At 71.4% G+C, this 20,432-nt stretch carries 21 protein-coding genes; 9 read left to right on the top strand and 12 right to left on the bottom strand.

The window, feature by feature from the left end; all coding sequences use genetic code 11:
• Positions 1–84: 84 nt before the first annotated feature.
• Genes EJF31_RS06170 through EJF31_RS06155 form a run of 4 tightly spaced genes read right to left on the bottom strand, consistent with a single transcriptional unit; the run spans position 85 to position 3,527 of the window.
• Positions 85–1,152 carry a nitronate monooxygenase family protein gene (locus EJF31_RS06170; protein ID WP_221767479.1) on the bottom strand — a complete coding sequence of 356 codons (1,068 nt, stop codon included), beginning with the start codon at positions 1,150–1,152 and terminating at the stop codon, positions 85–87.
• Positions 1,145–1,906 (bottom strand): CoA-transferase subunit beta, encoded by a 762-nt coding sequence (locus EJF31_RS06165; RefSeq protein WP_125036241.1) that lies wholly within the window; start codon positions 1,904–1,906, stop codon positions 1,145–1,147. Before EJF31_RS06165 ends, EJF31_RS06170 begins: the two co-directional genes overlap by 8 nt.
• Positions 1,906–2,787, bottom strand: coding sequence for a CoA transferase subunit A (locus tag EJF31_RS06160; protein WP_221767478.1), 882 nt, complete (start codon positions 2,785–2,787; stop codon positions 1,906–1,908). Before EJF31_RS06160 ends, EJF31_RS06165 begins: the two co-directional genes overlap by 1 nt.
• Positions 2,784–3,527 (bottom strand): enoyl-CoA hydratase family protein, encoded by a 744-nt coding sequence (locus EJF31_RS06155; protein ID WP_125036240.1) that lies wholly within the window; start codon positions 3,525–3,527, stop codon positions 2,784–2,786. The genes EJF31_RS06160 and EJF31_RS06155 overlap by 4 nt, the downstream gene beginning before the upstream one ends.
• Before the next feature lie 38 nt (positions 3,528–3,565).
• Here EJF31_RS06155 and EJF31_RS06150 point away from each other — a divergent pair, with 38 nt between their 5' ends.
• From EJF31_RS06150 to EJF31_RS06140, 3 genes are all read left to right on the top strand, one after another.
• A complete protein-coding gene (locus EJF31_RS06150) occupies positions 3,566–4,327 on the top strand; it encodes an SDR family oxidoreductase (RefSeq protein ID WP_125036239.1) in 762 nt (253 codons plus the stop codon).
• Positions 4,324–5,205, top strand: a complete 882-nt coding sequence (locus tag EJF31_RS06145; RefSeq protein ID WP_125036238.1) for an SDR family oxidoreductase — start codon at positions 4,324–4,326, stop codon at positions 5,203–5,205. The genes EJF31_RS06150 and EJF31_RS06145 overlap by 4 nt, the downstream gene beginning before the upstream one ends.
• A gap of 108 nt (positions 5,206–5,313) precedes the next feature.
• On the top strand, positions 5,314–6,459 hold the full coding sequence (locus EJF31_RS06140) for a hypothetical protein (protein ID WP_125036237.1): 1,146 nt from the start codon (positions 5,314–5,316) through the stop codon (positions 6,457–6,459).
• On the opposite strand, the gene EJF31_RS06135 is transcribed toward EJF31_RS06140, so the two are convergent.
• On the bottom strand, positions 6,420–7,304 hold the full coding sequence (locus EJF31_RS06135) for a hypothetical protein (protein ID WP_125036236.1): 885 nt from the start codon (positions 7,302–7,304) through the stop codon (positions 6,420–6,422). The two genes, EJF31_RS06140 and EJF31_RS06135, sit on opposite strands and share 40 nt — an antisense overlap.
• A gap of 436 nt (positions 7,305–7,740) precedes the next feature.
• Here EJF31_RS06135 and EJF31_RS06130 point away from each other — a divergent pair, with 436 nt between their 5' ends.
• Positions 7,741–8,838 (top strand): HNH endonuclease signature motif containing protein, encoded by a 1,098-nt coding sequence (locus tag EJF31_RS06130; RefSeq protein ID WP_260430662.1) that lies wholly within the window; start codon positions 7,741–7,743, stop codon positions 8,836–8,838.
• A 20-nt stretch (positions 8,839–8,858) separates the two neighbouring features.
• Complete coding sequence (locus tag EJF31_RS06125) at positions 8,859–9,218, top strand: hypothetical protein (protein ID WP_125036234.1); 360 nt, start codon at positions 8,859–8,861, stop codon at positions 9,216–9,218.
• Positions 9,219–9,252: 34 nt separating this feature from the next.
• Here EJF31_RS06125 and EJF31_RS06120 read toward each other — a convergent pair whose 3' ends face one another.
• Genes EJF31_RS06120 through EJF31_RS06110 form a run of 3 tightly spaced genes read right to left on the bottom strand, consistent with a single transcriptional unit; the run spans position 9,253 to position 11,217 of the window.
• The gene (locus EJF31_RS06120; RefSeq protein ID WP_125036233.1) at positions 9,253–9,540 is read right to left on the bottom strand and encodes a hypothetical protein; all 288 of its coding nucleotides are present in this window, start codon (positions 9,538–9,540) and stop codon (positions 9,253–9,255) included.
• A gap of 44 nt (positions 9,541–9,584) precedes the next feature.
• Positions 9,585–10,022, bottom strand: coding sequence for a hypothetical protein (locus tag EJF31_RS06115; protein WP_125036232.1), 438 nt, complete (start codon positions 10,020–10,022; stop codon positions 9,585–9,587).
• Positions 10,023–10,053: 31 nt separating this feature from the next.
• On the bottom strand, positions 10,054–11,217 hold the full coding sequence (locus tag EJF31_RS06110; protein WP_125036231.1) for a steroid 3-ketoacyl-CoA thiolase: 1,164 nt from the start codon (positions 11,215–11,217) through the stop codon (positions 10,054–10,056).
• A gap of 106 nt (positions 11,218–11,323) precedes the next feature.
• On the opposite strand from EJF31_RS06110, the gene EJF31_RS06105 reads away from it, so the two are divergent.
• Entirely contained in the window at positions 11,324–12,565 is a 1,242-nt protein-coding gene (locus EJF31_RS06105; protein ID WP_125036230.1) for a cytochrome P450, read from the top strand.
• A gap of 12 nt (positions 12,566–12,577) precedes the next feature.
• Here EJF31_RS06105 and map read toward each other — a convergent pair whose 3' ends face one another.
• From map to EJF31_RS06085, 4 genes are read right to left on the bottom strand one after another with little or no spacing between them, the layout of a single operon-like run.
• Positions 12,578–13,345, bottom strand: a complete 768-nt coding sequence (gene map / locus EJF31_RS06100) for a type I methionyl aminopeptidase (RefSeq protein ID WP_125036229.1) — start codon at positions 13,343–13,345, stop codon at positions 12,578–12,580.
• Between the two features lie 33 nt (positions 13,346–13,378).
• A complete protein-coding gene (locus tag EJF31_RS06095; protein ID WP_125036228.1) occupies positions 13,379–14,542 on the bottom strand; it encodes a thiolase domain-containing protein in 1,164 nt (387 codons plus the stop codon).
• Positions 14,542–15,603 carry a thiolase domain-containing protein gene (locus EJF31_RS06090; protein ID WP_125036227.1) on the bottom strand — a complete coding sequence of 354 codons (1,062 nt, stop codon included), beginning with the start codon at positions 15,601–15,603 and terminating at the stop codon, positions 14,542–14,544. The genes EJF31_RS06095 and EJF31_RS06090 overlap by 1 nt, the downstream gene beginning before the upstream one ends.
• Positions 15,604–15,610: 7 nt before the next feature.
• The gene (locus tag EJF31_RS06085) at positions 15,611–16,576 is read right to left on the bottom strand and encodes a Zn-ribbon domain-containing OB-fold protein (RefSeq protein WP_125036226.1); all 966 of its coding nucleotides are present in this window, start codon (positions 16,574–16,576) and stop codon (positions 15,611–15,613) included.
• A 58-nt stretch (positions 16,577–16,634) separates the two neighbouring features.
• Here EJF31_RS06085 and EJF31_RS06080 point away from each other — a divergent pair, with 58 nt between their 5' ends.
• From EJF31_RS06080 to EJF31_RS06070, 3 genes are all read left to right on the top strand, one after another.
• A complete protein-coding gene (locus EJF31_RS06080; RefSeq protein ID WP_125036225.1) occupies positions 16,635–17,678 on the top strand; it encodes an LLM class F420-dependent oxidoreductase in 1,044 nt (347 codons plus the stop codon).
• On the top strand, positions 17,675–19,264 hold the full coding sequence (gene fadD8 / locus EJF31_RS06075) for a fatty-acid--CoA ligase FadD8 (protein WP_125036224.1): 1,590 nt from the start codon (positions 17,675–17,677) through the stop codon (positions 19,262–19,264). Before EJF31_RS06080 ends, fadD8 begins: the two co-directional genes overlap by 4 nt.
• A 115-nt stretch (positions 19,265–19,379) precedes the next feature.
• A complete protein-coding gene (locus EJF31_RS06070; protein ID WP_125036223.1) occupies positions 19,380–20,429 on the top strand; it encodes an ice-binding family protein in 1,050 nt (349 codons plus the stop codon).
• Positions 20,430–20,432: the final 3 nt, after the last annotated feature.

Below are 20,432 nucleotides of genomic sequence, written 5' to 3'. Positions count from 1 at the left end.
CGGATTCCCCTGTCAGGCTCAAGATCGTGGAGTCTGCGGCGTGCCTGGTACGCCGGGGACTCCACGATGATGCTTGTCCCGTCGCTAGACGACGTAGGCCGATGCGCGGCGGAGCTCGTCGGCGGCGCGGGTGACGACCCGGTCGATGAGCTCCTCGCAGGTGGGGAGGTCGTCGATGACGCCGACGACCTGGCCGCTCGCGAGGACCCCGGCGGACGTGTCGCCGTCGACGAGGCCGGCGCGCAGCATGACGGGGGTGTTGGCGGCGAGGGTCATCTGCGCGAGGGTGCGGCCCTGCGCCTTCCGCATCGAGCGGCCGTCACGCGCGAGCTGCGCCCACGACATCCCGCTCGTCCGCTTGAACTCCAGGGTCCGGCGGAGGGTCGGGGCGAGGCGGCGTACGGCGCCGGTCTCCTCGAGCTCGGCGACCAGGTCGGTGCGCAGCATCCGGTGCGGCATCCCGTCGACCTTGGCGGTGACGACGGTGCCGTTCAGGTCGTGGGAGAGGTAGAGGTCCTTGACCGCCTGCGGGACGGCGCTGTCCTGCGTGAGCAGGAAGCGGGTGCCCATGCCGACCCCGGCCGCGCCGTAGGACAGCGCGGCGGCCAGGCCGCGCCCGTCGAAGAAGCCGCCGGCCGCGACGACGGGGATGTCGACGGCGTCGAGGACGGTCGGCAGGAGCAGGGTGGTGGGCACCGGGCCGGTGTGGCCGCCGCCCTCGCCGCCCTGCACCATCACGGCGTCCGCGCCCCACGCCGCGACCTTCTCGGCGTGCCGGGCCGCGCCGACCGACGGCATCACGACGATGCCGTGGTCCTTGAGTCGCTTGATCAGGTCGGGCTTGGGTGCCAGCGCGAACGACGCCACCTTCACGTCGTGCCGGACCAGCAGGTCGCAGCGGTCGACGGCGTCACCCGCATCGGCGCGCAGGTTGACCCCGAACGGCTGGTCGGTGCGGCCCTTGACCTCGACGATCGCGCGCTCGAGCTCCTCGAGCGACATGGTGGCGCTGGCGAGGATGCCGAGGCCCCCGGCGTTCGCGGTCCCCGTGACGAGGCGGGGTCCCGACACCCACCCCATGCCGGTCTGTACGACGGGGTGCCGGACGCCCACGAGGTCGGTCAGCGGGGTGCGGATCAGCTGCTCAATCATGCGGGACCTCCTTGAAGCGCAGGCCCTTCGGGTCCAGCACCTCGCGGATGAGCACGAGCTCCTCCGAGGAGGGCAGTCGGGTCTCGGGCGTCCCGTCCTCGACGTGGATCGCGCAGCCGGACGCCTCGAGGATCTCGTCGACGGTGACGCCCGGGTGCACCGACAGCAGCCGGAGCGTGTCGTCGGGGCCGCGGACGTCGAAGACCCCGAGGTTGCTGACGATCCGGTGGATGTCGTTGAAGCGGGCGGCGGCGGGGCCGGCCTCGCGCGCCCGGGCCGGGCCGACACCGGACACCACGTCGACCCGCTCGACGAAGACGCGGGGGGAGTGGCGTGGCACCCAGTAGGACGTGCGGTTGTTGACGGTGTTGCCCGGCGCGCCCCGAGAGCCGAGCAGCTGGCGCGTCGGTTTCGCGAAGTCGCCGATCGCCGAGATGTTCTGGTTGCCGTGCCGGTCGACCTGGGTGGCGCCCATCATCACGTGCCGCGGCCCGTTGGCGACCACGTCGAAGACCCTGCGGAAGGGGATCCACCCCTCGACGACGTCGGCCTTCGCGAACAGCGGCGGCACGCCCGCGAGGAACAGCGACTCCCCGTCGGAGATGACGAGGTCGGGGTTGGAGGTCAGCTTGGCCAGGCGCACGCCGAGCATCGGCAGCAGCCCCATCGGGCTGGCGAAGATCTCGCCGTCGTCGCGGAACGCGTCGGCGATGGCGGCGGCGCAGACGTCCGCCCTCTCGGGGGTCGAGCTCATCACGACGCCTCCTCGGCGAAGGCCCGGACCGCGGCCTGGTAGGCGTCCTCGTCACCGGCCAGGAAGCGTTGCTCGAACGCGGCCCAGTCCTCGTCGCTGCCGGAGGCCGCCGCGGCGTACGCCTTCTGGAACCGCTCGTCCCGCTCGTAGTCCGGCGTGCACGTGGTGAAGTGCGCGCCGTTCGGCGTCTCGACGACGCCGTCGACGAGCATCCGGCTGAGGAGCAGTCGCTGGACGGGGGTGTCGACCGTCAGCCCGGCCGTGTCGACGACCTGCTCGACGGAGAGGTAGGTGCGGTCGGCGGCCATCGCGAAGAGGTCGTCGAAGTAGGGATCGGGGCCGAGGTAGGTCGCGTTGCCGTGGCAGTCCGCGCGGTTGAGGTGGACCAGCGCGACGTCGAGGCGCAGCGCCGGCACGGCCACGAACGTCTCGCCGTCCTCGTAGGGGGAGGTGACGGTCTGGATCCACGGATTGTTGACGAGTACGTCGGAGCCGAGGCCGGCCCGCATCGGCAGGAAGGGCAGCCGCTGGGCCGCCGCGCGCAGCCCGGTCTGGAACATCCCCTCGTCCAGCTCGACGACCTCGGGGATCGTGCCGTCCTGGCGGGCACGCTGGAAGTTGGGCTCGAGCGGGATCGAGTCGAGCGAGACGAACGCGTAGACGAGCCGGCGTACCTTGCCGGCGCGGACGAGCAGGCCGACGTCGGCGCCGCCCCAGCTGACGATCGTGAGGTCCGTGAGGTCGGAGCGGAGGATCGCACGGACGAGCGCCATCGGCTTGCGGCGCGGGCCCCAGCCGCCGATGCCGATGGTCATGCCGCTCTCCAGGGAGTCGACCACCTGCTCGATGGACATCCGCTTGTCGCGGGGCGTGCCGTTCACTGCTTCCTCACGAAGTCGTCGCGCAGCTCGTCGGCGACGCCGGCGAGGTTGAGCTCGAAGGTGAAGCCCTGCTCGAAGCGGTAGCTCTTGTTGACGTCGACGGGGTCGATCCCGTTGAGCGCCTCCTTCGCTGCCCGGATGACCCGGGTGTCCTTGGCGGCGATCTCGGCGGCGACCGCGAGCGCCGTCTCGTCGAGCCGGTCGCGGGGGACCACCTCGAGGACCGAGCCGTGCGGGACCAGGTCGGCGGCGGTGATGGTGCGGCCGGTGAAGTAGAGGGTGCGCATCAGGTGCGGCGGCACCATCCGGGCGAGGTGGGTGGCCGCACCGAGCGCCCCTCGGTCGACCTCCGGGACGCCGAAGTAGGCGTCGTCGCTGGCCACGATGCAGTCGGCGTTGCCGACCAGCCCGATCCCGCCGCCGAGGCAGAAGCCGTGCACGGCGGCGATCACCGGGACCGCGCACTCGTAGACGGCACGGAAGGCCGCAAAGCAGCCCCTGTTGGCGCCGATCAGCGCGTCGAACCCGCTGGTCTGCTGCATCTCCTTGATGTCGACCCCGGCGTTGAAGCCGCGACCCTCCGCCTTCAGGACGACCACGTGGGTGTCGCTGTCGCGACTCGCGTCGTCGAGGGCGGCGGCCACGTCGAACCAGCCCTGGACCGTCAGCGCGTTGACCGGCGGGTGCTCCATCGTGACGACCCGGATGCCGTCGGGACGGAGCTCGGAGGTGATGCCCATACGTGCCAACCTAACACTTGCTTGGTAGGGTCGTCAGCATGTCCCTGACCCTGGACCTCGCCGGTCGCGTCGTGCTCGTCACCGGCGGCACGCGCGGGATCGGCCTCGGGATCACCGAGGTGTTCCTGGCCGCCGGCGCCACGGTCGTCACCTGCTCGCGCACCCCGGTCGAGCAGCTCCGGGGGACCAGCCACCACGTCTGCGACGTCCGCGATCCCGAGTCCGTGCGAGGGCTCGTCGACGCGGTGGTGGCTGCCGACGGACGGCTCGACGTGCTGGTGAACAACGCCGGGGGAGCGCCCTACGCGCTGGCGGCCGAGGCCTCGCCCCGCTTCCACGAGAAGGTCGTCGGGCTCAACCTGCTCGGGCCGCTCCTGGTCGCCCAGGCCGCCAACGCCGTGATGCAGCGCCAGGACTCCGGCGGCTCGATCGTCAACATCTCGTCGATCTCGGCCACGCGCCCGTCGCCGGGCACCGCGGCGTACGGCGCCGCGAAGGCCGGCCTGGACGCGCTGACCACCTCGCTCGCGATCGAGTGGGCGCCGCGGGTCCGGATGAACGCCATCGACGTCGGGCTGTGCCGCACCGACGACACCGACGACCACTACGGCGGCGACGACGGCGTCGCCGCGATCGAGCGCACCATCCCGCTCGGCCGGATGGCCCGGCCCGAGGAGGTCGGCCACGTCGCGGCGTTCCTGGCCAGCGACCTCGCGTCGTACGTCTCCGGTGCACGGATCGCGTGCCACGGCGGCGGAGAGCCGCCGGCATTCCTGACGGCAGTGAAGGAGACCCGGTGAGCAGGCTTCTCGAGGGGCGCGTCGCGATCGTGACCGGCGCCGGCCGCGGCATCGGCCGCGCCCACGCGCTGGAGCTCGCCCGGCACGGGGCCGCGGTGGTCGTCAACGACTACGGCGTCTCGCTGGCGGGCGAGGGGACGGGGGAGTCGCCCGCCGACGAGGTCGTCGCGGAGATCGAGGCTGCGGGCGGGCGCGCGGTGGCCAACGGTGCGGACGTGGCCGACTTCTCGCAGGCGGCGGCGATGGTGCAGCAGGCGATCGAGGAGTACGGAGGTCTCGACGTCCTCGTCAACAACGCCGGCTTCGTCCGGGACCGGATGCTCGTCAACACGTCCGAGGAGGAGTGGGACGCCGTCATCCGCGTCCACCTCAAGGGACACTTCGCGCCGCTCCGGCACGCCGGGGCCTGGTGGCGCGCCGAGGCCAAGGAGGGACGCCAGCGTGCGGCCCGCGTCATCAACACCTCGTCGGGCGCCGGGCTCCAGGGCTCGGTCGGCCAGGCGACGTACTCCGCCGCGAAGGCCGGGATCGCCGGACTGACGCTGGTCGCGGCCCAGGAGCTCGGGCGGTACGGCGTCACTGTCAACGCCATCGCTCCCGTAGCCCGGACCCGGATGACCGAGGGCGCCTTCGACACCTCCGCCATGGCGCTCCCGGAGGACAACTCGCCTGTCGTGGCCTGGCTCGCGTCCGAGGAGGCCGGCGACGTCACCGGCCGGGTCATCGAGATCGACGGCAGCCGGATCACCCTCGAGACGGGCTGGCGGCACGGTCCGATCGCCGACGCGGGTGCGCGGTGGGAGGCTGGATCCGTGGGGGCCGCGCTGCGTGGGCTGATCGCCGAGGGACCGGACCCCGAACCCGTCTACGGCGCGTAACCCGCAGGTCTTGCGCAGGCCGGTCGCCGGCCAACCGGACTGCCTAGCTTCGTCGTACGACAGGGTCGCGTCCCCCGCGCGACCATCCCTCGTCGTTCAGGAGCCGGCATGCCGCCAGGCCACCGACCCCCGTCCCTCCCGGCCGTCGTCACCCTCGGTGTCGTCTCGGCCTTGATCTCGTCACTGGCCATCACCACCCCGGCTTCCGCCGTGGAGCCCACGCACCGCCTCGGGCGCGTAGTCGTCACAGCCCCCACCACCCGGGCCGTCTTCAGCAAGCCCGGCGAGGCGCGGGTCCGGCACCTCGTCACCCGCGACCTGCGCCGTACGCCGCGTGGTGCCGTCGTGCGCGGCGTCGTCTGGGAGTTCACCAGCGGCCCCCTCGCGCATGAGCTCGTGCGTGCCTCTCGCCGGGGCGTCATCGTCCGGCTCGTCGTCGGTGGCATCGACTGCCACGGCCCGGCGGTGCAGTACCTGCGCCACCACCTCGCCGGTGACTCCTTCGCCGAGTGCGTCACCGACTCCGCTCGCGGCCGCGACACGTTCGCGGGCCGTGAGACGAACCTGCACCAGAAGACCTGGACGTTCACCGAGACCGGTGGGGCCCACTGGGTCACGATCGTGACGTCGGCGAACGCCACGAGCGTGGCCGACCAGGAGCAGTACAACGACGCCTACCAGTCGGTCGGCGATGTCGAGCTGTTCCGCCGGCTCAAGGACGTGTTCCACGAGCAGGTCCGCGACCGGCCGATGGCCCGGCCCTACCGGTACTTCCGCCTCGGTGCCGGACGGTCGGTGTCGTTCTCGCCGTGGAACAGCCCCGACCAGGCCGACCCGGTGATCCGGCGGATCCGGGACCTGCCGGCACAGGGCACGACCATCCGGGCGACGTACTCCAACTGGCAGGATCGCCGCGGGGTCCGGGTCGCGCGGGCGCTCGCGGCCAAGGCCCGCAAGGGGGCGGACGTGCGGGTGCTGATGAGCCGCCCGTTCTCGGCTGCCGTACATGGTGTCCTCCGGCGGGCGGGTGTGCCGCTGCGGACCGCCTGGTTCGGGCCGCACCGCTACTCGCACCTGAAGTTCATGACCGCCCGCTTCCACCAGGGCGGTCAGGTGCAGACCCGGGTGTGGACCGGCTCGGAGAACATGTGGTCGCCGTCGCGGGGGCTCGACGAGATCGTGCTCGAGATCCCCTCGCGGTCGGCGTACGACTCCTACACGCGCTTCTTCGCAGACGTCTGGGACGACCGCTGACCCGTCTCCCGCGGGGGCATCGGCCGGCCGTCGCGCCGGTGCACGAAGCAGACCCCGGCGAGGATGCCGCCGGTGAAGCCCTTCGGGCTGTCCCAGGCGGCGACGGCCTCGATCCCGCGGCGGCGCTGACGCGCGGGGAGGCCATGGAGGCACTGGCTCGCCTCGCGCTCGAGCCGGGCAGGTGACGGGTAGCGGGGGAGCTGGAAGAGCAGCGCCAGCCGTCCCGTCGCCTCGAACCGGTGCGGCCGCGTGCACGGGAGGTACGAGAGCGTGCCCGTGCGAGGGTCGGTGTCGGTGCAGGCCCACAGCGCCTCGGCATGGCGGTGCGCCGCGTCCCGCGCCGTCCACGTCGTACGGCGAACGCGCAGGGGGCGGTCACTCAGCGGGAAGGCGATGTCACACCGCACGGTGGAGGTGCCACCCGCGGCCACCTGCGCACGGCTCGGCAGGAACACCAGCGGCTGCCAGGGGATCCAGTGCGTCTCGTCGATGCCGACGTAGCGCAACGCGAGCTCCCAGCAGACGGGGCGTGAGCGCTTGGCCTCGCGCACGGTCGGGTGCGAGACGTCGAGGACGCCGACCGTCTCCACGTTGTGGGGCTTCGAGCAGGACACGACGGGGGAGTCGTCGAACCAGTAGTCGGGATCTGCCAGGTCCTGGGCCGCCACCAACCGACACACGTGTCCCGCCGCCTTCCCAGGGTCGGCGAGGTCCGCGTCGGGGCCGGTCACGTCGACCGGCGCTGGTCGGGGGTCGTGGCCGGTCTGGGTGGAGGTGCTGCAGGCCGCGAGCATCCCGGCGGCCAGGACGGCAGCCAGCACGACGGCGATGCAGCGCCTGACCACAGGATCAGCGTGGCAGCGGGCTGTGGTGCCGACAATGGCCGCTCGTGACTAGATCTGTGCGTGCCTGCGCGCCGACGTCTTGCTGCGGGATTTCGCGCCTTCGGCGCGTATTTCTAGAATTTGGGTGGTCACCGCAGGGTTCGCACGAGGTGCCTCCGGGCCCTGCTTCCCGGCTTTCGGTCACCTCGCTCGACCGCTCGATCGAGGTTTCAAAATTCTTTCGATTCTTTACCTTTCTCTTGTCGAAATAGGGGCTCTGGCCTGCGGTTTTGTCGGTGGTCCCTGCTGGAATTGACCCATGACAGCGATGGTCACCCAGCCGCCTCGACACCAGGTGTCGCGCGCTGTCGAGGCCATGCAGTCGCAGCTTTCTGACCTCTCGGATGTGGCGCTCTGGTCGATGTCGCCAGACGAGTCCGCTGCGACCCTCAGGGCCGTGACCCGACTGTCCGCGCAGCTGGCGGAGCTGGAGATGCGGGTCGCCGAGCACGCCCAGACCGTCGGCGTCGGGGAGTCCGTGGGGGCGACCTCGACGACCAACTTCTGGGCGTATGCCACGCACCAGACCCGGAGCGCGGCGCACGGGAAGATGCGGCTCGCGGTCGCGCTCGCTGCGCGTCCGGCGTTGCGTGCGGCGGTCGCCGCAGGCGATGTGCTGGTGGAGCAAGCCAGGGTGATCGTGGATGCGGTCGAGGTCCTCCCGGCCGAGCATCGCGACGAGGCCGAAGCGATGCTGATCAAGTTCGCCGCCGACCACGACGCCAAAGCACTCAAGGTGCTGGGCCGGCGGATCCTGGACTTCCTCGACCCCGAGGCCGCTGAGGCCCACGAGGCGAAGCAGCTCGAGGACGAGGAGCGCGACGCTGCCCGGTCGACGAAGCTGACGATGACCGACGACGGGCACGGCAAGGTCCACGGCCGGTTCACGCTGCCGGTCGCGCAGGCCGCGATGTTGAAGAAGGCGCTGCTGGCGTTCGCGGCGCCGAAGCACCGCGCCGCGGTCGACGGCGGGCTGGGTGAACGTCGGCCGTCGGCGGAGCGGATGGGGCAGGCGTTCGTCGAGCTGATCGAGCGCTACCCGGTCAAGAAGCTCCCCAAGGCTGGCGGCGTGTCCGCGACCGTGGTGGTCACGATGGACATCTCGACCCTGATGGGCGGCCTGAAGGCCGCATCCCTGGACACCGGTGAGCGGATCACCGCCGGCCAGGCCCGCCGCCTCGCCTGCGAAGCCGGGATCATCCCCGCCGTGCTCGGTGGGAAGTCCCAGGTCCTCGACCTCGGCCGGAAACGCCGGTTCCATACCGAGTCCCAGCGGATCGCGATGGCCATCGAGCAGGGCGGCTGCAACGCCGAAGGATGTGACTGGCCCCCGGGCCTGTGTCACGGACACCACCCGATCCCCTGGAGCCAGGGCGGCGAGACCAACACCGACGGGATGCTCCTCTGTCCCCACCACCACGCCCGGGCACACGATCCCAAGTTCAGAATGACCACACAGACCGGTGGAAAGGTCGCCTTCACCCGGCGGACATAGGCCGAAGCCATACTGCGTTCATGCCCACCATGCGACGACTGGGTGCCGCGCTGTCGGCCGCCTTCATGTTGTCCGCGTGTGGCTCAGCCGGCGGTGACGAGCGCGAGCTTGGCTCGATCACGGTAACGGTGACGTTGTCGCGCACCGGCCCACCCGGGCCGAGCCTCGACCACTCGCCGATCCCTGGGATCTCGGTCACTGCCATCAGCACTTCGCAACGCTCCTGGTCTGCCTCGACCAACTCCGAGGGCGAGGCCGTCCTGTCCATTCCACCGGGTGAGTACGACGTGGACATCGGCTACTGCCCGGACGCACCCCAGCACGTCGAGGTCACGGCGGGCGCCAGAGCAAGCACCCGGTTCGACTGCCTGGCGCCCTGAAGTTGTTGGCCCGCACCCCTCAGACGCGACGAAGTCACTCGTCGTCGGGATCGTCCTCGCCTTCGACAGAGCGGAGCGACTCGGGGTCGTAGCCGTCCAGCACGGGTAGCCCGAGGGCGACAAGTGCGTCTCGCGAGGGGAGCAGGTCGTCGAAGATCGCGACGACGCGGGTCGAGCCCCGTGCGTCGACAAGTGCGCCGGGAAGGTGGCCGGTGCGCATCAGTTCATCGACCATGGCCTGGTCGAGCCCGGTGTGGAGGCAGAACTCTTCGGCCCGGAGCGCACCTCGGCCTCGGAGCAGGGGCTTCCGTTCCCGGTCCATCGCCCCAGCATGGCATCGAGAGCCGTGCGAACGGCAGGCTCGATTCATCGAGGATCGGGTTGGAAGGCGACCGCCGGCAACCCGCGACAGGACGAGGGGATCTGGTCGCGCAGGGCGCCGAAGTGCGACAACGGTTCGGGGGCGCCCGAGCGCGCGCCGCCGGTGAAGTGTTCACCGAGCCGCAGGTCCGTGCCCTGGACGTGGATGACGACGTCGGGGCCGGAGCCGCTGACCGAGGTGTGGGGTGGGAAGACGAGGAGGGCCGTCTCCAGCCCCATCACGAAGCCCACACAGCGCTCCCCGACCAGGCGCAGCTCTCCGAAGATGCCCACACCTGCGCTGCCACCAGTGCCCACCTCGTTGAGCACGAGGACGCTCACGCCTCCGGCGTCCACGACCTCCGTGTCCGAGCCGTTGCTGCAGGACGCGGTGGCCGCGAGCACGAGCGCGAGCAGCGGCACGAGGAAGCGGGGGCGAACCATGCCCGATCGTACGGCGCAGGCGCCGGTCTGATCAGATCCGCTCGATGACGGTGCCGGTGGCCATCGCGCCGCCGGCACACATCGAGATCAGGGCGGTGGAGGCGTCGCGGCGCTCGAGCTCGTGGAGCGCCGTGGTGATGAGGCGCGTGCCCGTCGACCCCACGGGGTGGCCGAGCGCGATGGCGCCGCCGTTGACGTTGACCCGGTCCAGGTCGACGCCGTGCACGCCGGCCCAGGACAGTACGACGGAGGCGAACGCCTCGTTGACCTCGAACAGGTCGAAGTCCGAGATGGCCATGCCGGTGCGCGCGAGGAGGCGGCGGGTGGCGTCGATCGGCCCGTCGAGGTGGAAGTACGGGTCGGAGCCGACCAGGCAGTGGGTGACGATCCGGGCGCGCGGAGTGAGCCCGAGGGCGCGGGCCTTGCCCTCGTCCATGATCAGGACCGCGGACGCCCCGTCGGAGATCTGGCTCGACGTGCCGGCCGTGTGCAGGCCCTCGGGGAGCACGGGCTTGAGGGACGCGAGACCCTCGAGCGTCGTCGCGCGGAGGCCCTGGTCGGTGTCGACGACACGGGTCTCGCCGGTCGGGTTGCCCTCGTCGTCGAGCACAGGGGCCTCGAGCGGCGCGATCTCCCGCTTGAAACGGCCCTCGTCGACGGCGGCCCGCGCCTTCTGCTGGGAGGCGAGCCCGAACGCCTCGAGGTCGGCGCGCGCCAGGCCGCGGTGCCGGGCGATCCGGTCGGCCGCCTCGAACTGGTTGGGCAGGTCGATGTCCCAGTCGGCCGGCCGCGGGTCGCCCAGTCCTGCGGGCACGTTGGCGCCCAGCGGGATCCGCGACATCGACTCGACGCCACAGGCGACACCCACGTCGATGGTCCCGGCCGCGACCATGTCGTGGACGAGGTGCGCCGACTGCTGGCCCGACCCGCACTGGGCGTCGATCGCGGTGGCGCCGGCGTGCCGCGGCAGGCCGGCGTACAGCCAGGCACGACGCACCATGTCGTTGGACTGCTCGCCCGCCTGCGTCACGCAGCCGCCGACGACCTGCTCGACCTCGTCGGGGTCGAGGCCGGCCCGGCGCAGCACCTCCGCCTGCGCGAAGCCGAGCAGCGCGGCGGGGTGCACGCCCGCGAGCCAGCCCCGGCGCTTGCCGAGGGGAGTGCGGACGGCGTCGACGATGACCGGGGTGCCCATGCTGCAAAAGTAGAACACGTTCTTGTTCTGGACAACTCTTCCCTACATTCCGTGAGTATGTAACGATCGCCACTAGAACGTGTTACAGAACCGAGGAGCAGGCATCGTGACCGCTAGCGACGTAGTCCCGGCCGGATTCGACTTCACCGATCCCGGCACCAACGAGCGGAGCATCCCGCACGAGGAGTTCCTGGCGTTGCGCCTCAAGGCGCCGGTGTTCTGGGTCGAGCAGGCCGCGGGGTCGTACGACGGCATGTCGGAGGAGTCCGGCGACGGCTACTGGGCCGTGTCCCGGCACGCCGACGTCGCGGCGATCTCCAAGGACAGCAAGCGGTGGTCCAACGCGGAGAACGGCGCGATCATCCGCTTCCAGGAGGGGATGCTCCGCGACATGGTGGAGCTCCAGCGGGTGATGATCATCAACCAGGACGCCCCGGAGCACACCCTGATGCGGCACATCGTCTCGCGCGGCTTCACGCCCCGGGCGATCAATGCGCTCGAGGAACTGATGAAGGAGCGCGCCGAGAAGATCGTGAAGGACGCCGTGTCCCGGCGCGAGGGCAACTTCGTCGAGGAGGTCGCCGCCGAGCTGCCGCTCCAGGCGATCGCGGACTTCATCGGCGTGCCCCAGGAGGACCGCCGCAAGCTCTTCGAGTGGTCCAACCAGATGCTGTCCTACGACGACCCCGACGTCGAGGGGGACCCGGACGTGGCGGCCGCCGAGATCCTCGGCTACGCCATGGAGCTGGCCGCGGACCGTAAGGCCAACCCGCGTGACGACATCGTCACCAAGCTCATCAACGCCGACCACGAGGGCCGCGGCCTGACCGACGACGAGTTCGGCTACTTCGTGATCATGCTGACCGTGGCCGGCAACGAGACCACCCGCAACGCGATCACCCACGGGATGAACGCCTTCCTCGACAACCCCGACCAGTGGGAGCTCTGGAAGCGCGAGCGGCCCGAGACGATGGTCGACGAGGTGATCCGCTGGGCCACGCCCGTGACGTCCTTCCAGCGCACCGCCCTCGAGGACGTCGAGATCGGCGGCGTGACAGTCAGGAAGGGCCAGCGCGCCGGCCTCTTCTACGCCTCGGCCAACCACGACGACGACGTGTTCGCCGACCCCTTCCGCTTCGACATCACCCGCAGCCCCAACCCCCACGTCGCCTTCGGCGGCCACGGGGCGCACTACTGCATCGGAGCCAACCTGGCCCGCCAGGAGGTGCGGCTGATGTTCGACGCCCTCGCCGACCTCGCGCCCGACATCACCAAGGTGTCCGAGCCCAAGCGGTTGCGGTCCGGCTGGATCAACGGGATCAAGGACCTGCAGGTCAAGTACGCCTGACCCCCGCAGGCATCAGTCGCGGGCGGTGAGCACGAGCGGCCCGTCGGCCGTCACGGCCACGGTGTGCTCCATGTGCGCGCCTCGCGACCCGTCGGCGCTGCGCAGCGTCCAGCCGTCGGCGTCGGTGTAGATCTCGTCGGTCGTGTGCAGGAACCACGGCTCGATCGCGATCACCAGGCCCGGCCGCAGCTGGAAGCCACGGCCCGGTCGCCCGTCGTTGGGGATGTGCGGGTCGCCGTGCATGGTGCGGCCGACGCCGTGCCCGCCGAACTGCACGTTGATCCTGAGCCCGGCCTCACGGGCCACCGTGGCGATGGCGTGCGAGATGTCGCCGATCCGGTTGCCGTCGACGGCCGCGGCGATGCCCGCGGCCAGCGCCCGGTCGGTGACCTCGATCAGGTCGAGGTCCTCCTGGCGCGGGGTGCCGACGACCATGCTGTACGCCGAGTCCGAGACCCAGCCGTCCACGCTGGCGGCGAAGTCCACGCTGAGCAGGTCGCCGTCCTGGAGCACGTAGTCATGGGGGAGCCCGTGCAGGACCGCGTCGTTGACCGACGTGCAGAGCACCTTGCCGAACGGGGAGGCGCCGAAGCTCGGGTGGTAGTCGAGGTAGCACGACTCGGCGCCGCGCTCGGTGATCATCCGGTGCGCCAGGGCGTCGAGCTCGAGCAGGTTCACGCCCACGTCCGCGGCCTCGGAGAGCGCGGTGATGACGTCCGCGACGAAGCGCCCGGCGGGACGCATCTGCTCGATCTGGGCGGGGGTGCGGAGCTCGATCATGGGGCGAGCGTACGGAGCCCCCGCGGGGACGACCTAGTTGGCGGGCGGTTCCGCCCCGACGACCCACATGGCGAAGAACTGCGAGCCGCCGCCGTAGGCGTGGCCCAGCGCCCGTCGTACGCCGTCGACCTGGTGCTCGCCGGCGTGGCCGCGCACCTGGAGGGCGGCCTCGGCGAAGCGCAGCATGCCGGAGGCGCCGATCGGGTTGGAGGACAGCACGCCGCCGGAGCAGTTGACGGGGAGCACGCCGTCCATGGCCGTGCCGCCGGACTCGGTGAGCTTCCAGCCCTCGCCCTCGGGCGTGAAGCCGAGGTTCTCCAGCCACATCGGCTCGAACCACGAGAACGGCACGTAGATCTCGGCTGCGTCGATCTCCTCGAGCGGGTTGGTGATCCCGGCCTGCTTCCAGAGGTGGGCCGCCGCCTCGCGGCCGGCCTGCGGGTTGACCTGGTCGCGCTGGGCGGCGGTGGTGGCCTCGGAGCGCATGACGGTGCCGTGGATCCAGGCCGGATCCATGGCGTCGCGGGCGGCGTCCTCGTCGGCGATCACCATCGCGCAGGCGCCGTCGCTGGACGGGCAGGTCTCGTCGTAGCGGATCGGGTCCCACAGCATCTGCGACGCCAGCACCGACTCGACGGTCGTGCCCTCGTTCTGGAGGTGGGCGTAGGGGTTGAGCAGGGCGTTCTGCCGGTCCTTGGCCGCCACGATCGCGCCGACGTGGGTGGGTGCGTGGGAGCGGCGGATGTAGGAGCGCACGTGCGGGGCGAAGTAGCCGCCGGCACCCGCGTGCACCGGCATGTTGAACGGCACCGGCACCGAGAGCGCCCACATCGCGTTGGACTCCGACTGCTTCTCGAACGCCACCGTCAGCACGCGGCGGTGCACGCCGGCCTGGACGAGCGAGGCGGCCACGATCGCGGTCGAGCCGCCCACCGACCCTGCCGTGTGCACGCGCAGCAGCGGCTTGCCGGCCGCGCCGAGCGACTCGGCGAGGAAGAGCTCGGGCATCATCACGCCCTCGAAGAGGTCCGGCGCCTTGCCGACCACGATCGCGTCGATGTCCTCGAGGGTGAGCCCGGCGTCCTCGAGCGCCCGGTCCATCGCCTCGCGGCACAGGCCCGCCATCGAGACGTCCTCGCGCTTGGCCCGGTGGTGGGTCTGGCCGATCCCGATCACGGCCGCCGGCATCTTGCCCATCAGTTCGCTCCCTGCTCGGCGGACATGGTGCACACGAGGTTCTGCTGGAGGGCCGGGCCGCTCGTGGCGTGCCCGAGCACCCGGCCGTGGTCGCCGGACCAGACCCGCCTCGCGGCCTCGCCGATCCGGTTGAGGCCGCCGGTGAACATCGGGTTGCCGGCCAGCGCGCCGCCCGACGGATTGACCAGTACGTCGCTCCCGAGGCCCAGCTCGCGGGTCAGCACGATCTCCTGGTGGCTGAACGGCGCGTGCAGCTCGGCCACCTCGACCCCGGCCGTGCCGGCGGCGGTCGCCGCCGCGGCCGCCGAGGGGGAGCGGGTCAGGTCGCGCACGCCGAGGTGCAGCGGGTCGACGTTGTGGGCGATGCCGGTGATCCACGCGGGCCGGTCGACGGCGTCGCGGGCCCGGTCGCCCGCTGCCAGCACCAGCGCCGAGGCGCCGTCGGTGACCGGCGCGCAGTCGTGCTTGCGCAGCGGGTCGGCGTACATCGGCCGTGCCAGCAGCTCCTCGACCGACGAGCCGCCGCGACGGACGGCGTACTCGTTCTTCTCCGCGTCGGTCAGCGACCGGTTGACGACCTCGGCCATCGCGCGCTCGTCCCACGCGCCGGCGTCGATGCCGGCGCGGGCCTGGAGGCCGGCGAGAGAGACCGTGTCGGGCCAGAGCGGGGTGAGCGTGTAGGGGTCGAGCTGGAGCGCGAGGGTGCGCCGCAGGACGCCGGCCGAGGACTTGCCGAAGCCGTAGACCAGGGCGGTGTCGACCTCTCCGGTCTGGATCTTGACCCAGGCCTCGTAGAGCGCCCACGCGGCGTCCATCTCGACGTGCGACTCGTTGACCGGCGGGATCACGCCGATCGCGTCGACGGCGCTCACGAAGCTGAAGGACCGGCCGGCGAGGTAGTCCGAGGACCCCGAGCACCAGAAGCCGATGTCCTTGCGGGTGAAGCCGGTCTGCTCGTAGCACTCGGCGAACAGCGGCACGAGCAGCTCGACGCAGGTCGGCGACCCGTCGAACTCCTCCATCTGTCGCTGGGCGAACCCGACGACGGCGACGTCTCTCATCGTTCCCCTACAGGTGGTTTCGGTACGTGTCGTAGTCGGCGTCGGGCTCGCCGGTCGGGCGGAAGTGGCTGATGTTCTCGATCGTGGTGCCCCACTCCTCGCGCGGCTTCCAGACCGCCTCGACCCGCATCCCCATCCGGACCTCCTCGGCCGGGATGTCGAGGATCAGGTGCAGGAAGGCGATGTCGGCGCCGTCGAGGAGGACGTACGCCGAGACGTACGGCGGCGTGATCCGCTGGCCCAGGAACGGCACGTTGACGATGCAGAACGTCGTGACCGTGCCCCGGTCCGCGAGCTCGACCTCGTCGGTGGTCGCCACGCCGTCGACCGGGCACGCCGAGCGCGGCGGCACGTAGACCTGGTGGCAGACGGGGCAGCGCTGGCCGAGGATCCTGCCCTCGGCGAGCCCCCGGTAGAACGCGGACTCCTCCGGCGACGCGGCGTACTGGTAGTCGAGGGAGACGGGGGTGATGACGCCGGTGACCATCTCGCCCGCCTCGGTGGTTGAGGAGCGAGCGCCAGCGAGCGTCTCGAAACCATCGTCAGGTTCGAAACAGGCGATGTCCGTGATCGCCCCGACCCGCTCGGCCGCCCAGCGGACCCGGACCCGCATGCCGGTGGACACGTCGGCGGGGGAGGTGACGTCGAGCGCGTGCAGGAGCGGCACGTCGGCGCCGTCGAGGGTCACGAGCGCGAAGGCGAACGGCCGGTCGAACGGCTGCGCGGCCACCGGCTCGGGCACCCAGGTCCACGAGGTGACGGTGCCGGTGTCGGCGACCTCGACGAAGTCGTCGGTGGCGCGGTGGGTCACCGGGTCGAACTCCGGCGGGGGGACCACCACGCGCCCGTCCGACGTCCGGGCGCCGACCACCTGGCCGTCGCGGAGCCCGGTGAGGAAGCGGCCGAGGACCGGCCCGACGGAGCGGGTGTAGTCGAAGGCGACCGTGACCGGCGCTGACAGGGTGCGGGACATGGTCCGAAAGTAGAACACGTTCTAGCCAAAGGGCAAGCGCGGTGAGAAGGTGTGAAACATGAAATTGGGACTGCAGCTGGGCTACTGGGGTGCGCAACCGCCGGCGGGTGTCGGCGAGCTGGTGAGGGCCGCGGAGGAGTCGGGCTTCGACGCGATCTTCACCGCCGAGGCGTGGGGCTCCGACGCGTTCACGCCGCTGGCGTGGTGGGGCCGCGAGACCTCACGCGTGCGGCTCGGCACCTCGATCGTGCAGATGTCCGGGCGCACTCCGACCTCGATCGCGATGCACGCGCTGACGCTGGACCACCTCAGCGGCGGCCGGGTCGTGCTCGGGATGGGCGTGAGCGGTCCCCAGGTCGTCGAGGGGTGGTACGGCCAGCCGTTCGCCAAGCCGCTCGCCCGCACCCGCGAGGTCGTCGACATCATCCGCCAGGTGCTGGCCCGCGAGGACAAGGTCACCAACGACGGGCCCCACCACCCGCTGCCCTACACCGGCGAGGGTGCGACCGGCCTCGGCAAGCCGCTCAAGTCGATCGTGCACCCGCTCCGCGCCGACATCCCGATCTGGCTCGGCGCCGAGGGGCCGAAGAACGTCGCCCAGACCGCCGAGATCGCCGACGGCTGGATCCCGATCTTCTACACGCCGAAGTCGGCGGCGATGTACCAGCCGTGGCTCGACGAGGGCTTCGCGCGACCCGGTGCCCGTCGTACGAGGGCGGACTTCGAGATCGCCGCGACCTGCCACCTCCAGATCGTGAAGGACGCAGCGGAGAAGCAGGGGGTCGTCGACTTCATGAAGCCGGTGATCGCGCTCTACATGGGCGGCATGGGCGCCAAGGACCAGAACTTCCACAAGCAGGTCTTCGAGCGGATGGGCCACGCCGACCTCGCCGACGAGGTGCAGAAGCTCTACCTGTCCGGTGAGAAGGAGCGCGCGGCCGCCCTCATCCCCGACGAGCTCGTCGACGACATGCACATCATCGGCACCGAGGGAGAGGTGCGGGAGCGGGTCGCCGCCTGGGAGGAGACCGGCGTGACGACGCTTCTGCTCAGCTCGCACTCGGCCGACGAGATCCGCCGGATCGCGGAGGTGCTGGCATGAACGACCTCCACGCCGGCACGCACAACGGCCACCTGATGGTCGCCGCGCTCAAGCGGCACCGCGACAAGCCGGTGATGTTCCTCGGCGACACCACGCTGACAGGTGGCGAGACCGCCGAGCGGATCAGCCAGTACGTCCAGGCGTTCGAGGCGCTCGGCTCGGGCACTGGCACGCACGCGGCACTGCTGGCGCTGAACCGGCCCGAGGTGCTCTTCATCCTCGGCGCCGGGCAGACACAGGGCTTCCGGCGTACGTCGTTGCACCCGCTCGGCTCGGCCGACGACCACGCCTACGTCATCAACGACGCCGGCATCACCTCGCTGATCGTCGACCCGGTCTTCGCCGAGCGGGCCGTGGCCCTGCTCGAGAAGTGCCCCGGCCTCACGCGGGTCCTGACCATCGGGCCGGTCCCGGAGTCGCTGGCGTCGGCCTCCGGTGGTCGAGCCTGCCGGGACCTGGTCGCCGAGGCGGCGTCGTACACCCCGGTGCCGCTCGTGGCTCGGACCCTCGACCCCGACCACATCGTCTCGATCACCTACACCGGCGGCACCACCGGCAAGCCCAAGGGCGTCGTCGGCACGGCCCGGGCGATGAACACGATGACCCAGGTGCAGATGTCGGAGTGGGAGTGGCCGGAGGCCCCGAAGTTCCTGATGTGCACGCCGCTGTCGCACGCCGGCGCCGCCTTCTTCGTGCCCACGGTGCTCAAGGGCGGCTGCCTCTACGTGCTGTCGAAGTTCGACCCGGCCGAGGTGCTGCGCACCATCGAGGAGCAGCGGATCACTGCCACGATGCTGGTGCCGTCGATGCTCTACGCCCTGATGGACCACCCCGACTCCCGGACCCGGGACCTGTCCTCGCTGGAGACCGTCTACTACGGCGCCTCGGCGATCAACCCGGTGCGCCTGCAGGAGGCGATCGAGCGGTTCGGCCCGATCTTCGCGCAGTACTACGGCCAGTCCGAGGCGCCGATGGTGATCTCCTACCTGGCCAAGGGCGACCACGACAAGGCCCGCCTTGCGTCCTGCGGGCGCCCCTCCGCCTTCCTGCGCACGGCGCTGCTGGGCGAGGACGGCGAGCCGGTGCCCGTCGGGGAGCCGGGGGAGATCTGCGTGGCGGGGCCGCTGCTGGCCGCCGGCTACTGGAACCTGCCGGACGAGACCGCGGCGACGTTCCGCGACGGCTGGATGCACACCGGCGACGTGGCGCGCGAGGACGAGGACGGCTTCTGGTTCATCGTCGACCGGACCAAGGACATGATCGTGACCGGCGGCTTCAACGTCTTCCCCCGCGAGGTCGAGGACGTCGTCGCCGAGCACCCGAGCGTCGCCCAGGTCGGCGTCATCGGCACCCCCGACGAGAAGTGGGGCGAGGCCGTCACGGCGATCGTCGTGCTGCGCGAGGGGTGCGAGCTCACCGACGACGTGGTCGCCGAGATCCAGCAGATGGTGCGCGACCGCAAGGGGTCGGTGCAGGCCCCCAAGCAGGTGATCGCCGCGGACGCACTGCCGCTGACCGGTCTCGGCAAGCCCGACAAGAAGGCGCTGCGCGCGCAGTACTGGGTGGGGGCGCGCAACGTCGGCTGACGCCATGAGCGGTTTCTCGGCGGTCCGGGGCTACAGTGACGGGACTCGCGCATGTACGTCCCCTCATGACGCCCTGCCGGCGCCGGATGCGGAGCTCTGAAAGCTGGGACCCCGCATGACGCGCTCGGGATCGTTCACGTCCACCTCTACCCCCGCGAACCGCCCGGCCCCGTGGCGACATGCGGTCACCGCGTCGCTGGGGGTCTCGGCCGCGGTGCTCCTGGTGGTCGCAGTGGCCTGGGGCGGGAACCCGCCGGCCCACGCCGCCGACGCGACGGTCGGGCTCGGCACGGCCTCGTCGTACGCCGTCCTCGCGGGCAGCGACGTCACCAACACCGGCGCCACCACCATCTCGGGCGACCTGGGCGTCAGCCCCGGCACGGCGGTCACGGGGTTCCCGCCCGGCATCGTCACCAACGGGGCCACCCATGCCGCGGACGCGGTGGCGCTCCAGGCGAAGGACGACCTGACCACGGCCTACGACGACGCTGCGGGCCGGTCCACGACCACCGACCTCACCGGCACCGACCTCGGCGGCCAGACGCTGGCCCCGGGTGTCTACGAGGACACGTCGGACATGCAGCTGACCGGCACCCTGACCCTCGACGCGCAGGGCGACCCCGACGCCGTGTTCGTCCTCAAGGCGGGATCCACGCTCGTGACGGCGTCGGGAGCCGGCGTCCAGCTGATCAACGGCGCCTCGCCGTGCCGCGTCTTCTGGCAGGTCGGCAGCTCCGCCACGCTCGGCACCGGGACCCAGCTCGTCGGGACCGTCATGGCGCTCACGTCGGCCACGCTCCAGACCGGAGCCACCGTGCAGGGCCGGATCCTGGCCCGCAACGGCGCGGTCACGCTCGACACGAATGACATCACCGTGCCCGCCTGCGGAGGCGCGCCGACGACCTCGACGACCTCGACATCCGCGTCGACCTCGACGGCCACGCCGACGAGCTCGACAGCGACCGCCACGCCGAGTGGCGGTGACAGCTCCGCCGGGATCCCGACCCAGGTCGCCGTCATCCCGAGCGGCCACCCGCACACCGGGATGACGGCCGGCTCCGGAGGGGACGGTCCCTGGCTGCTCCTCGGCCTGGGGGCCCTCGTCGCCGCCGGTGCTGCTGCGCTCGCGTTCGCCCACGGCCGGCGCACTCCGCGCCAGCACTGACGG

The sequence above is a fragment of the Nocardioides sp. LS1 genome, from assembly GCF_003865225.1.
In the GTDB taxonomy this organism is placed as follows: Bacteria; Actinomycetota; Actinomycetes; order Propionibacteriales; family Nocardioidaceae; genus Nocardioides; species Nocardioides ginsengisegetis.
Note: the sequence above shows the minus strand (reverse complement) of the source record. Positions and strands in the feature narration are given on the sequence as shown.